Origin of the sequence: Bradyrhizobium sp. 172, assembly GCF_023101065.1 — a bacterium.
Classification (GTDB): domain Bacteria; phylum Pseudomonadota; class Alphaproteobacteria; order Rhizobiales; family Xanthobacteraceae; genus Bradyrhizobium; species Bradyrhizobium canariense_D.
The window spans coordinates 460111-474427 of sequence record NZ_CP064701.1 but is presented as its reverse complement, the minus strand read 5'-3'; the positions used below and the strand labels follow the sequence as shown (position 1 = coordinate 474427).

8 protein-coding genes are annotated in these 14317 nt (G+C 56.5%); 4 read left to right on the top strand and 4 right to left on the bottom strand.

The window, feature by feature from the left end:
• Positions 1-406: 406 nt before the first annotated feature.
• Positions 407-5221: an Ig-like domain-containing protein gene (locus IVB07_RS02135; RefSeq protein ID WP_247767462.1), complete on the top strand. Its 4815-nt coding sequence runs from the start codon at positions 407-409 to the stop codon at positions 5219-5221.
• Between the two features lie 364 nt (positions 5222-5585).
• On the opposite strand, the gene IVB07_RS02130 is transcribed toward IVB07_RS02135, so the two are convergent.
• Both IVB07_RS02130 and IVB07_RS02125 read right to left on the bottom strand, forming a co-directional pair.
• Positions 5586-6200 (bottom strand): hypothetical protein, encoded by a 615-nt coding sequence (locus IVB07_RS02130; protein WP_247767461.1) that lies wholly within the window; start codon positions 6198-6200, stop codon positions 5586-5588.
• Positions 6201-6692: 492 nt separating this feature from the next.
• Positions 6693-6863: a hypothetical protein gene (locus IVB07_RS02125; protein WP_247767460.1), complete on the bottom strand. Its 171-nt coding sequence runs from the start codon at positions 6861-6863 to the stop codon at positions 6693-6695.
• Between the two features lie 966 nt (positions 6864-7829).
• Between IVB07_RS02125 and IVB07_RS02120 the strand changes: the two genes are divergently transcribed.
• Together IVB07_RS02120 and IVB07_RS02115 are read left to right on the top strand one after the other, a co-directional pair.
• Positions 7830-8186 carry a phasin family protein gene (locus IVB07_RS02120; protein ID WP_247767459.1) on the top strand — a complete coding sequence of 119 codons (357 nt, stop codon included), beginning with the start codon at positions 7830-7832 and terminating at the stop codon, positions 8184-8186.
• Positions 8187-8333: 147 nt separating this feature from the next.
• A complete protein-coding gene (locus tag IVB07_RS02115) occupies positions 8334-8810 on the top strand; it encodes a hypothetical protein (protein ID WP_247767458.1) in 477 nt (158 codons plus the stop codon).
• Here the strand turns inward: IVB07_RS02115 and IVB07_RS02110 are convergent.
• Together IVB07_RS02110 and secA are read right to left on the bottom strand one after the other, a co-directional pair.
• Entirely contained in the window at positions 8807-9973 is a 1167-nt protein-coding gene (locus IVB07_RS02110) for a site-specific integrase (protein WP_247767457.1), read from the bottom strand. The genes IVB07_RS02115 and IVB07_RS02110 overlap by 4 nt on opposite strands.
• Positions 9974-10089: 116 nt before the next feature.
• Positions 10090-12930: a preprotein translocase subunit SecA gene (secA, locus tag IVB07_RS02105; protein ID WP_247767456.1), complete on the bottom strand. Its 2841-nt coding sequence runs from the start codon at positions 12928-12930 to the stop codon at positions 10090-10092.
• 361 nt (positions 12931-13291) lie between these two features.
• Here secA and IVB07_RS02100 point away from each other — a divergent pair, with 361 nt between their 5' ends.
• A complete protein-coding gene (locus IVB07_RS02100) occupies positions 13292-14224 on the top strand; it encodes a peptidylprolyl isomerase (protein WP_018452911.1) in 933 nt (310 codons plus the stop codon).
• Positions 14225-14317: the final 93 nt, after the last annotated feature.

Genomic DNA, 14317 nt, shown 5'->3' with positions numbered 1-14317 from the left:
AAACCTGCCCCAGTCTTAAGTGTGCTGCTCATCTAATCCTTTGCCTCAGGAACCAGAATATGCTCAGGATAGGTCAGGCATATTCAGGGCCTAATAGCTGCCCTAAAGACGGCGATGCACCGAAGTCTCCGTTTCCTGCAACTGGCAGCGTCAATGCCATCGGCAGGCACCGCAGTGGCGGCGCTTATCTTGCCTTCCTGCGGCTGAAATCAATATTCCACATTCGCTTGGGCAGCTTGTTCTCAGAGCGGCACAGACCGTGCGCATTTCACCGTATCGTCTTTGCCCGTAGCGATTGAACTGAGAGCGACCAGGCGAAGAAGTTAGTACTCAAACATGTGCACCTGGGCGGAAATCTGGGGGCGCATTGCTTTCATCATAAGTGCTTTCGGCTGGGGAGGTTGATATGGCCGTCAAGTCGAATTTGTTAGTGAATGGTGATTTTGAAGCGACTGTCCTCCCGGGATTTTTGGGATTTTCAACTCAATATTCCCTTCCTCAGACTATTCCAATTTTCTCAGAAGGAGGGACACCCGACCCATCACAGCCTTTTCAACCGAGGTATTTCCCACCGCAAGCCGGGCAGTATCTCATCGTGCCGGCAACCGATCCCGATGGTGGCATTAGCAACGTCATGCTGGTTGACGGAGCGGTGACTCCAGATCGCATCGTATGGAGCGAGTCTGTCGTTGACGTCGATGGATTCAGCCCAAATGAACTTCGAAGCAATACTCCGATGGATTATCAGTTCAGCTTTTTGGCTGTAGACGTTGACAGTACTGGAGACAACCATGCTTTGCTAAGCGTGAGCATCGACGGCTTCGAATTGGGGAGATTTCAGACAACTGGAACATGGCAACCGTTTTCTGTCACGTATCATTCCGTCACCGTCAGCACGTCTCCGCACAATATCGAAATCGTCGATATCAACACGTCTGCTGTCGGCAATAAGTTTGAGCTCGATTCGTTGGTGTTTGGCGAGCTTGGCACGAACGTTATCAATCATGCCCCTGTCGCATCAAACATCTCATCGAATGAGGATGTGAACGATTCGATAGTGGAATTGACAGCGGCATTCACTGATGCTGATCAAAGCGACAACTTCGCCTTCTCAATCGACACGACCGGCACTATCGGCGCAGTTACCAATAACAATGACGGCACGTTCACGTATGACCCGAACGGGGGATTTGATTCTCTCGCCCTTGGCGAAACCGCTATCGATACATTCACGTACACCGTGACTGACAGCCATGGCGCTAGCTCCAACACGGCGACGGCCACTATCACGATCCATGGCGAAGCGCCATCATCTGCCGCTCTCTTCACAGCGGGCGCAGATGTCGTTGACTTTAATCATCTCACTACTGCGCAAAAGCAGGCGATCGACGCCAATCCGCTGTCAATCTACCATGGTCTCGGCGGAAACGACGTAGTAACGCTCCCGGATGCAACGCATTATCAATTGACCGCAAACGTAGTCTGGGACCCACTTCAAGCCTTTTTGGCACAAGACACCGCAGGGCAGCATTATCAGATCACAGGCGGTGGCGGTGCTGACAACATAGTTTTGGGTGACGGTGATGATCTCATTGCTGGCTCTGCAGGCAACGACCTCATTACGGTTGGTCCCGGGGCTGATACCTTCGATTTCAGGGGGTTCGTTGGACTCAGCAATGATACGCATCAAACCATCGTTGCAGGCGGGAACATCTCGAGCAAGATCCTGCTGCCCGGTTCGCCGACGGACTACAATGTAGTTGTTCACTTTGACAATGCGAGTGATCCAGCGCAAACGGTGACAACGATCACCGGCAATAGTATTTTCTTGCCTTCAGCGACACTTGCGCTCACAGGCATACAGAAAGCGGCCTTCGAGCAGCCCATTGATGATTCCGTGTTTGGCCCCAAGGTCCAAACGTACCATAGCGAGCAAATATATTCTGGTGATGGTAAGCTGGCGGTTGAAATGGCCGAGCTCGCTACCGAGGACGCTTATCTTCCTAAAGCCCCTCTGCATACGGCTTTCGGATTCCCCTGGGAAGATAGTTCTGTGACAACGGGCGCCGCAGATGCGGAGCTTCGAGGCTGGCACGCCATTTCCGCTATCGAACTCGGGATGACACCTGCGGGCCAGCAGAACGGCCTGCACTATTCTTTGGTACGAGGTCTGTATCAGGCGGTAAGCGACACCGAAACCGATACAGACGGAGATCCCGTTGAAGCCAGCGCACTCGTCTTAAGTGGCATCGTGAATGGCAACAAAACCTTAGCTATCTCCTTTACCGGGACGGACCAATGGTCAGATTTCCTCGACTATACAAATTTTCAAGAGCACTACTCGAAATTCCAGCCGCTCGTAGACGCTATTCGCCCGTACCTCGGTGATTACGACCAGATTCTCGTCTCCGGTCATAGCCTCGGAGGCGCAATGGCTGAATATTTTATGCACGAATTTGCCGGCGACCCCAGGTTTCATGCTTGGACGTTTGGTTCGCCAGGCATTGAAGAAACCAAGCAGCTCGACTCACGGATAACGAGCTTCGTAGAGCATGGGGACCTGGTCGGCGACTTGGTCCCGAAGATTTCGCAACTCAATGCGGAGCCGGGATCTCCAGAATATGAAGCAGCCCTTGACTTAATATCCCCTGCTACAAAATCAGCAGTTGAGGTTTTGATCGAAACAATCCTGGAGGCAACACCAATTCCGCCTTCAGCTGTGGTCGAAGCGAAACCTAAAACTCATAGTGGAGTCGACCAGTACCTAAATACGGAAGTCCTAAGTCCCATTTCTTATCTTACGGAGCTAGCGCTCAACCGGGATATCTTTCACTATCATCACATCTACTTGTCCGACGTGATCGCTCTCTACCAAACTCGACATGCAATCGACGGTTATCTCTCCGGCGGCACCGTCTTCTCGGACGACAATGGCAACGGCCAACTTGATTCCACAGAGTCTTCGACAACAACGGACTCGAGTGGCAGCTTTGCCCTTTCCAACCGCACCGGTCCATTCGTCGCCTTTGGCGGCATCGACAGATCGACGGGCCTAGCCTTCAAGGGTCAATTATCAGCCCCGGTGGGGTCGTCAGTAATCACCCCGCTCACCACCCTTATGGTTCTACTGAGTTCAGATGCTGCAGCCGAACAGAAGGTCCTTTCATCGTTTGGCCTTTCATCGAACATTGACCTCAACTCCTATGATCCGATTGCAGCGGCTAGGGCCGGTTCGGCCGACGGTGGATTAGCCGAGATAGCCCACGCAAAAGTCTACGACACGGTGAGTTTGATTGCTTCGACGCTTGTGGCGGCAGGAGGAGACTTCTCTAGCGGCGTGAAGGAAGCCTTTGCTGCTACTGCGGCGGCCATTGGGGGATCGGGTATTAGTCTCACCAACGAAGCTCAGGTCAGCGCCCTCATTGTGGTCACTGCGCAATCTAGGGGGCTAACTCTCGGGCAAGGTGTGGCCGACAGCGTCGCCCCTATCATCACAGCGAGCAACATTTTGCTGGATCATCAAGCTCAAAGTGGGGCGACAGGCGAAGCACTGCTCAACGCAATCGCAGCCATCGAACGGGTCATTCAAGGCACGGCATCAAATGCGATCCAGCAGGCCGGCAACGATGCGGATCAGCTGCAAGCTTTGGTGACCGCATTCTCTGGAGACAGGCTCGACGATGCAGTGTCGACGGCATTGAGCCATCTAGGCGTTTCCGACACGACAGCACCTACGCTCACACCGGTTGCTGATCAGACAAACGAAGGGACCAGTGCGGCCGGAGCGGCAGCATTCTTCATCGCCACAGCCAGCGATAATGTGGACGGTACTATTCCTGTGGTCTTCAAAGAAGACAATAAGGTCGTCCATTCGGGTGACGTATTCGGTCTCGGAAGCCACACGATCACCGCAAGCGCTATCGACGCCGCTGGTAACCAGACCTTTGAGAACTTCAAGTTCAACGTGGTCGACACTACGGCTCCAACGTTGACACCGGTTCCCGATCACACATTGGAAGCCGCCAACGCCGCTGGTGCTGCAGCCTTCTTCACAGCTACCGCCACCGATGCTGTGGATGGCCCTGACGTTGTCGTCTTCAAGGACGGCAATAACGTCATTCAATCCGGCGACATCTTCAGTCTCGGCAATCACATTATCACTGCGACCACAATCGATGCGGCAGGTAATCTTGTTTCGGAGAGCTTCACAATAAATGTGAAGGACACGATGGCACCGACGCTGACACCGGTCGCCGATCAGACCGTGCAGGCAACGACCAATGCGGGTGCAACCGCATTCTTCGCAGCTACTGCAACCGATCTGGTGGACGGGACCGATCCCGTTGTCTTCAAAGAAGGCAACACCGTCGTCCATTCAGGTGACATCTTTGGCCTGGGTATTCACACGATCGCAGCCAGCTCCGTCGATGCAGTTGGCAACTCTGCCTCGGAGACCTTCAAACTAAGTGTGATAGGCGCTACGAGTCACAATCACGATCCGGTCGCACTGAACGACAGCAACGGTGTGACTAAATGCAAGACTCTTTCAGTCTCTGCCAGCAAGGGCGTGCTTGCCAATGATAGCGATACCGATCACGATCATCTCTCAGTTGGGGCGGTCAACGGCTCCGGAGCAAACGTTGGCCATTCGGTTAAGGGAGAGTACGGAAATTTATCGTTGAATGCTGATGGCAGCTATTCTTACGCCGCTACAGCGAAGGCGTTGCCTTCACAGATTTTCGCTGAAGATACCTTCACCTACACGACCGTTGACGGGCATGGCGGGAGTGACACCTCGACGCTCACCCTTGCTGTTTTTGATCCTTCCTTCACCTACAAAGCGGGCTTGAATACCATCTTGTGGGGCGGGAACGGAAAGGACGTGCTCGACGGATCGGCAGGCCACGACGTGGTATACGGCGGCAACGGCGCCGATGTGCTGATTGGCGGAAAGGGCGACATCCTGGCGGGAGGCAAGGGACCCGATCACTTTGTTTTTCGGCCCGACTTCGGTGTTAACACTATCGTAGACTTCGATGTGAAGAACGATCACCTGCAGTTCGACCATTCCACCTTCGACTCGATCAGGAGCATTTTGGATCACACGACCAATACTCCGCTAGGCGCAATGATCTCTGATGGACACGGGGATACTGTCTTGCTGCTGGGGGTCAACAAGCCCCAACTGTTGGCACATAGCGGCGATCTGTTGATCGCTTAGTTGATCTGGAAGAATAATCGCCCAACCTCGTCGCAAACACGCCTGCTGTGGCTTGCTTGCCGTAGTACTCTTGGAATGACGTCGACAGACGTGCCCATGTTTCGGGCGACCGCAAAAAAACGCCGACCCGTTAGGCAGCGCACTGACTGCATAGAAGTGCCGCAAACTGTAAATGGATTACTTTTCGCCGCACGTACTCCGCTCAACGCCCGCTACTGTGACCACAGCTGTAGGCTGATCATCAGGGTAAGACACGCCAGAGGGTCTTTCCTTAGCGATCCCACCGGCACGAGTGGGCGTGGGTTGCGTCCAGAATGAAAGGGCGAATCGTCCGAGGCCTACAGATCGAAAAGCGATTGTTGTTTCAAGGCCGACTATCCCCGGCATTAGACTGGAAAAATTTTTTGATACCGGAGGTAAACTTTTCCCAACTGCAGGACGGAGATGACTCCTCGCACGACGCAACTGGCGGAAGGACAGAGCTGCGTGGTTTCGGGATCGGAACCCTACTTGGGGTGATCACAAGGGGCGGCCCAGGCGAAGAAGTCGAGCCGACGACACGATCGTCCTTGAAATCCGGCTGCGAATTTCGGGTTTCTTGTTCTGCGAGTCTCGCCGCATCTGCCTCTTGCTTTTGAGCCTTCAAGTACAATGAGTACTGCTCGTCAAAGTGCTTCTGTTCTTCCCTAGTAGGATTCGGACCAGCAATCTCAAATTGCCGATTCTGCAAAAGGTCATAATAAGTGTAACCGCCGCCCTCCTTACGCCGTGCTACGTACTTCTTATCGCACTCTCTCAAAAGTGTCGTGCGCTCATCTCCAGATGAGGCCGTCTTCTCGGCCTGCGCAGAGCATTGTTCATAATCTTGAGGACGGTGTTGAAACCATTCATGCCAATTGAACCACATGGCCGCCGCTGCGGCGCAGCCAATAAAAACAACTGATACGGCGCTAAGCTTTTTCAGCTTACGAGTTTTCATGAAGACCGAACCAAATACTTAGTAGAAGGTCGAATCTTAATTGAACTAAGCTTAGCCTAGATTTCTGATGGGGCAACGCTCTCTGGAAAGCTCTGGTGTGGCAGCTTGGCCACAACTCTTGGCGTTGTCTGTTCAGTGTTTGTTTCACCCTTTACGCAACTGAGACTTGGATGGAGGATCGATGAGGGGGCGTAGGATCGTAGCTGTCAAATGCGGCTCACTAAGGTTGCCAAAACGATTTTGTCAGTCATGGCAGTAGGCAGCTCGATAATCGTTGTTAGTTGGGTGGGTCTCGCACTACTGGGGTATTGAAGCAGCGGCTGTAATCAACGGGCATCTCGGCAATCGCCCAGCCTTGTGCAAACACATCCGGCGTAGCCTATTCCCATAGTACTCCTGGATGAAACGGATGTTACGGGCTACCTCGAAGACTCGCCACTCCGCAGCGCATTGTCGGCGTACAAGTGCCTAAGGCTGGAAATGGAATACTTCTCACCCCCGCGGACCGTTCTGCTGCGCCAGATCTCCCATGCTCACTTCAGCGAAATTGCCTTCGATAGCCTTCTTGAGGAACGCTTCACTTTGCTTGTCTTTCGCAGATGCGTTGTCAATTGAGATTGCCATCAAGATTGCTGTCCCTAGCGACAAATTAATGCTCTTCAAGGCAAAGCTCCTATCCTGGGCATGCTTGCCGATGGACACGCAATAAGCAAAGAGGTTCCAATTGAATACGTGCGGCCACGTGGAAGGTTTCCTAGCCTCGATCTCCCAGGCATGGTCGAGTCCACAGGATTACCGCAGCCCATTTTGCGATTTCACAGGCGGCCTCTTGCGGAGCAGAGCGCCGAGATTGCGGCACCTCGGATTCTTTGTACCGTGGCCCAACCTGTTGCGAACCAATGCAGCATCAAAAGCTTGGGTTTAACAATCCTAAAGAGCCGCTCAACCACCAGAAGACTCGCTCCATAGGCAACGATTATCATCGCCGTGCCAGATAGCCAATGGCCCTTCCCCGCCACGAGCAGGGCCGCCATTTTCAACGGCTCAACAAGTGTGAGCGGCACCAATAGCACGAGAAGGGAAGGGTACGGCTTTAGCTGTTGAATTCGGCGGCGAAGTCTCGCCAAAATGGCAGCCGTCTAATGCGTGGACGGACCATAACGCCATCGGTGAACCTCGTCGGCCGCATAGTAGCAACTAGCGCAGTCCGAAGAACGACAGAACGATCCCGATCACGACGATCAAGCCGACGATATAAATGATCCCGTTCATTGAATGCTCCTCAGCTCACTGCCACGAGTGACAATAGAAGATCCCAGGGATGGTTCCCCAGCTCCGAGTTAGGAAGCGGGCGATCGGTACCTCTCTGAAGGAACGAGACGAGACGTTCGGAGCTTTATCGGAATAAGCCTCGGAGAACAGCGATGAAACCGACCGCTCTCGAGTGTCGGGATTGCTGCCCTTCAGTGCTTCCAGCCTGAGCATTTCAAATGGAACGCAAAGCGGCGAGTGCGAAACTTCGGACGCTGAGGCGCAATACCCCTCAGTTCCAAGTATGGATCCGACGCAGGCCCTAGACTGTTCGGCTGAACGTGTTAACGGACGGTCTTCCAACATGAAAGGGATGTCGTGTCCGAAACAACTATCAAGGTACCCTCGCAAGTCAGAGAAATGGCCGAAAAAACCGTCGATCAGGCCGAGAAGGCGGTCGCTACTTTCCTCGATGCAGCAGCAAAATCCGTCGAGATGGTTCCGGCTCCTGCCAAAGAAGTCTCAAAGAAAACCCTTTCGATAACAGAGCAGAACTTGAAAGCTGCCTTCGAGCATACCCGAAGGTTGATTCACGCATCTGATATCCAGGAATTCATGCGGCTCCAGACTGAGTTTCTCACGTCACAATTTTCCCTTGCCCAAGACCACATGAAAGAACTTGGCAGTGAAATGCTCTCGTCTACCAAATCGGCTGCGCAAGATGTCTCGAACTAATGTCGTTCAAGCGGACCGAGGTAGGCCCTATGAGGCCTGCCTGCTAATTGCCGCATTACATCTTCAAGGATACGGAATAGTGCAGGGAGACTTTCATGCGGATCATTTTACGAACGCAGGCCAGCCTGCAATCAAACGAGCTTCCCAATGAGTAAACGAGCCAAGGACCGGACTTTGAAGAGCTCAACCGCACTTTCGAAGTCTTCGAAGAAAGACCCGGCTGTGGTGGAGCTGAAGATCGAACCTCTGAAGCTTGATACTGTCGAAGCTGTAGATCCTCTGGTTGCGGTCGCAAACATTCCGGAAAAACTCGCGGCCGAGAGTCCAGATGACATTGTCTCGGCTGACTCGAGGGCTCAAGTCTCGGGCGGAGATTTTCCTACCGAGCTTCCGAACACCGCCGCAATTGGCTTGGTATTCCCGTGGGCTCAACAAGCTGAGCTTTTACAAATGGCTGAAAGAAACACAAGATTCATGTCGCACTTCGTTGCTTTATTTATTGGAGCGAGATCGCCTCAAGATCTTCTCGCCATAACCGCTGATTTTTCTAAAGAAGGCGCACTGCTTTTCCAAGAACAGTCGAATGCGACGTTCAAGATGTTGGTCGGCCAACCCGCCAACTAATCACCCAGCCTCGTAGCGAACACTGCCGCCGTAGCCTGCTTCCCGTAGTACTCCTGAATGATTTCGACGGACGTACCCATGTTGCGGGCGACCTCGAATACGCCGACGCCATTCCGCAGGGCATTGACTGCATAGAAGTGTCGGAGGCTGTAAATGGAATACTTCTCGCCGAACGTGCTCCGCTCGATTCCGCCTTCTTTCAGTGCTGCATTTAGTTGGTCGATCAGGGTGGTGATCTTCGATCCGTCCGGCATGGCAAACAGGAAGCCGCTGGAGTGAGCCTCCCTGCGGCCTGTCAAGAATTTGTCTAATCGCTTGACAGCCACCGATCTGACGATCGCATCCCGCTCGCCTGTTTTTCCTCGCACCACAAACCGATAATTGCTGCGTCCTTTTTCGTCCTTGAATGGATGAACATCTCGCACTTTCAGCCTGTTCGCTTCTCCAGGCCGAAAGCCGGTACAAGACACAACCAATACGTATATCTGCAGCAGCTCTCGGCTTTTCCTTGTTCGCACGTCACGAGCTGTCTTGATGCGCCTACACATCGTCCGCCAAAGCTGACGAAACTCCCATTGCTCGAACGCAGGTCGCACCCGCTTTTTCTTGGGCGTATACGTTGCGGTGATATTTGGCTTGCTACCTCGCAGCCCCTGCTCAGCGGCCCATTTCACGATGGCCTTACCGAGCATCATGTCCCACTGGAGCGTCTTGTCAGTTGGATGTCGTTTTGCGTTCTTAGGCAGCACGTCGAACGAGGCGTAGTAATCCCGGCGCCATGGTAAGAACTCCCGCATCACCTTGTCGTCGATGTCCTCGACAGCCAAGTGTCCAGCGTACTCCCGCCAGAACTTCGAGACCCGAACGATCTGCCGCAACATTCCAGCCGAAGTCTTGCCATGAGCATGATCCCGCTCACGGAAGCGAATGTAGTCGTCGATGACGGCCGAGAACGATTTAGATTTTGGCGGAAGGCCTTGCTGGGCCCTGTGTTCTAATTGGAACAACAGGCGTCGGCCGAGCTGCACGGCATTCTCCTCGACGGTCGTCTTCAACGACCGAGTTACATATTTCCCCGGTGAAAGCCGAAAGCGAGCGTAGTAGGTGCCGTTGCGGCGAAAAACCGTGAGCTTGCCATCCTCAAGATAGCGAGCGCCGTCCATTCATGGTGCCCCTGAAGTTCGGCAAGCACCACGATGGTCGACAGCATTTCAACTGAAGGCGGGCAGCCTAGCTGAGGCGATCCGCTAACCCATTGAAGAAGCAACGATCAGTTGCATCAAGCCCAGCGGCCATGACAGTGCTTGTACTTCTTGCCTGAGCCGCAGGGGCAATCCTCGTTGCGGCCGATCTTGCCCCAGCTTGCCGGGTTCTTGGGATCGCGCAACGCCGCGTCGGTGGCCTGCGCTCCGAGCGTGACGCTCGCGAGCGCCATTTCGTCCTCGCCGGTGTTCGGGTCGAACTTGTGCGCTTCCATCGGCGGCAGCACCGGGGCTTCCTGCTCCGGCGGCACGATCTCGACCCGCATCAGCTGCGCCGTGACGGCCTCGCGCAGATGCGCGCTCATCTCCTGGAAGAGGTTGAACGCCTCGGTCTTGTACTCCTGCAGCGGATCGCGCTGGCCGTAGCCGCGCAGGCCGATGACCTGGCGCAGATGGTCGAGCATGATCAGATGCTCGCGCCAGAGATGGTCGAGCGTCTGCAGCAGGATGGTCTTCTCGACGTAACGCATCACGTCGGGACCCCATTGCGCGACCTTTGCGGCCATGTGCTCGTCGGCGCGGGTCTCGATGCGCGTGAGCAGCTCCTCGTCGGCGATGCCCTCTTCCTTGGCCCAGTCCTCGACCGGCAGGTCGAGATCGAGCACGCGCTTGAGCTCTTCCTTCAGGCCCGCGACGTCCCACTGCTCGGCATAGGCATGCTCGGGCACGTGCTTGGCGACGAGGTCGTCGATGAAGGCGTGGCGCATGTCGGCGACGGTCTCGGCGACGCTGTCGTCCTTCATCAGGTCGACGCGCTGGTCGAAGATCACCTTGCGCTGGTCGTTCTGGACGTTGTCGAACTTGAGCAAATTCTTGCGGATATCGAAGTTGCGCGCCTCGACCTTCTGCTGCGCCTTTTCGAGCGCCTTGTTGATCCAGGGATGGATGATGGCCTCGCCCTCCTGCAGGCCGAGACGCTGCAACATGCTGTCGAGGCGATCCGAGCCGAAGATGCGCATCAGATCGTCTTCCAGCGACAGGAAGAATTTCGAGCGGCCGGGATCGCCCTGACGGCCGGAGCGGCCGCGGAGCTGGTTGTCGATGCGGCGGGATTCGTGGCGCTCGGAGCCCATGATGTAGAGGCCGCCGGGCTTCTTCACGGTCTTGGCGGGCTTCGAACCCTTCGCGGGCTCGATCTCGACCTCTTCCTCGGCCTTCAGCACGATGTCGCGGAAGTGCTCGATGTCGGCCTTGATCTGCTCGATCTTCAAGGCCTTCTCGGCTTCGTCCTCGATCGAAGCGGCCTCCTGCTGGATGCGCATTTCCAGCGAGCCGCCGAGCTTGATGTCGGTGCCGCGGCCGGCCATGTTGGTCGCGATCGTGATCGCGCCGGGGACGCCGGCTTCCGCGACGATGTAGGCTTCCTGCTCGTGGAAGCGCGCGTTGAGCACCGCGAACAGCTTTGCCGGTTTGCCGGCGCGGGCCGCCGCGTACAGCTTCTGCATCGAATTTTCGTTACCGAAATCGATCTGCCGATAGCCGTGCTTCTTGAGATATTCGGCGATCACTTCCGATTTTTCGATCGAGGCGGTGCCGACCAGCACCGGCTGCAGCCGCGCATTGGCGCGCTCGATCTCGGCCAGAATCGCGGCGTATTTCTCGTTCTGGGTGCGATAGACCTCGTCGTCTTCGTCGAGACGGGCGACCGGCAAATTGGTCGGGATCTCCACGACCTCGAGCTTGTAGATGTCGAACAATTCGTCGGCTTCGGTCAGCGCCGTGCCGGTCATGCCCGCGAGCTTTTCGTACATCCGGAAATAGTTCTGGAAGGTGATCGAGGCCAGCGTCTGGTTTTCCGGCTGGACCTGCACGTGCTCCTTGGCTTCCAGGGCCTGATGCAGGCCTTCCGAATAGCGGCGGCCCTGCATCATGCGACCGGTGAACTCGTCGATGATGACGACCTCGTCGTCGCGGACGATGTAGTCCTTGTCGCGCGTGAACAGCGTGTGGGCGCGCAGCGCCTGATTGATGTGGTGCACGACGGAAACGTTCTCGACGTCGTAGAGCGATTCACCCTTGAGCTGGCCGGCATCGCGCAGCAGCGTCTCGATCTTCTCCATGCCGGCTTCGGTCAGCGTCACCGTGCGCTGCTTCTCGTCGACGTCGTAGTCGGACTTGTCGAGCTTGGGCAGGAAGCCGTCGATGGTGTTGTAGAAGTCGGAGCGGTCGTCGAGCGGGCCGGAGATGATCAGCGGCGTGCGCGCTTCGTCGATCAGGATGGAGTCGACTTCGTCGACGATCGCGTAGAAGTGCGGCCGCTGGACCATGTCCTCGAGCCGGTACTTCATGTTGTCGCGCAGATAGTCGAAGCCGTATTCGTTGTTGGTGCCGTAGGTGATGTCGCAGGCATAGGCCGTCTTGCGCTCGGAATCGTCGAGGCCGTGCACGATCACGCCGGTGGTCAGGCCGAGGAAGCCGTAGATCTGGCCCATCCAGGCGGAGTCGCGGCGGGCGAGGTAGTCGTTGACCGTGACGACGTGGACGCCCTTGCCGGCGAGCGCGTTGAGGTAGACCGCGAGCGTTGCGACCAGGGTCTTGCCTTCGCCGGTCTTCATCTCGGCGATGTCGCCCTCGTGCAGCACCATGCCGCCGATCAGCTGGACATCGAAATGGCGCTGGCCGAGCGTCCGCTTGGCGGCTTCACGGACCGTGGCGAAAGCGGGGACCAGCAGGTCGTCAAGGGTCTTGCCCTCGGCGAGCTGCTTCCTGAACTCGACGGTGCGGGCCTTGAGGGCCTCGTCGGAGAGTTTCGAGACCTCGGGCTCCAGCGCGTTGATCGCGTTGACGCGGGACTGATATCCCTTCACCCGCCGGTCGTTGGCGGAGCCGAAAAACTTGCGGGCGAGCGCGCCGATCATGCTTAGTTCCTGTGTTCGCGATTCAACCGCGTTCGCGTTGCAGCCAAGAGGTTGTCACCCGCCTGCCTATCAACTCACCGTGACGCCTGCTGGGCGCCAGAGCCCCGTCTGCGGGGGGTCCATCCGCCATATGGGTGGGAGTTGGGCAAGTCTGGGTTCAACGGCCAAAAACGCAGCAAAATAAACGCCATCGCATGGACGCGACCGGGCAGAGATATGGCCCGGTCAGGGCCTTGTCAACGGCGGGTGCATTGCGGCTAATTCATCATTTTGACAGACTTTTCGCGTTGCCAAGGCCCCCTGAATTGGGCGAGTGTCCGCCCCGCTCGAGCAGCCCCCTGCTTCAACAAAAGGATTTTCCATGACCACCTCGTTCCCGGTAACCAGAACCGGCCTGCGCTTCGGCCTCGCCACCGCCCTCGTGGGCTGCCTTGCGCTGGCGCTGATCGCGGGTCCCGGCCGGGCTGCCGACGATCCGGTGCTGGCGAAGGTCAATGGCGCGGAAATCAAGAAGAGCGACGTCGCCATGGCCGAAGAGGAACTCGGGCCGAGCCTCGCCCAGATGGACCCGGCGACCAAGGACGAGAACGTCCTGTCCTTCCTGATCGACATGAAGATCGTCGGCAAGGCCGCCGAGGACAAGAAGCTCGCCGAGGGCGAGGAGTTCAAGAAGCGGCTCGCGTTCGCCCGCAACCGCCTGCTGATGGACAGCCTGCTCGCCGGCGAGGGCAAGGCCGCCACCACCCCGGATGCCATGAAGAAGGTCTATGAGGAGGCCTCCAAGCAGATCACCGGCGAGCAGGAAGTGCACGCCCGCCACATCCTGGTCGAGACCGAGGACGAGGCCAAGGCGGTGAAGGCCGAACTCGACAAGGGCGCCGATTTCGCCGAACTCGCCAAGAAGAAGTCCAAGGATCCGGGCTCGGCCGACGGCGGCGACCTCGGCTTCTTCACCAAGGAGCAGATGGTGCCGGAATTCTCGGCGGTCGCCTTCGCGCTCGAGCCGGGCAAGATCTCCGACCCCGTGAAGTCGCAGTTCGGCTGGCACGTCATCAAGGTCGAGGAAAAGCGCAGCCGCAAGGCGCCGGACTTCGAGCAGGTCAAGGCGCAGATCGAGCAGTATGTCACCCGCAAGGCCCAGGCCGATTACGTCGCCAAGCTGCGCGCGGAAGCCAAGGTCGAGCGGCTGGACCAGCCGGCGGATGCGGCAAAGGACGCCAAGCCGGCCGATGCGGCCAAGCCGGCTGACGCCAAGCCGTCCGACAGCAAGATGGCGCCCCCGGCGAAGAAGTAAGAATTCGCTGTCACTTCGGTGACGTGAAGAGTATCTAAGCCTTTGTGATGCCCGGCCCCCGCGCCGGGCATCTGCATGTCCAGATCCCACCAA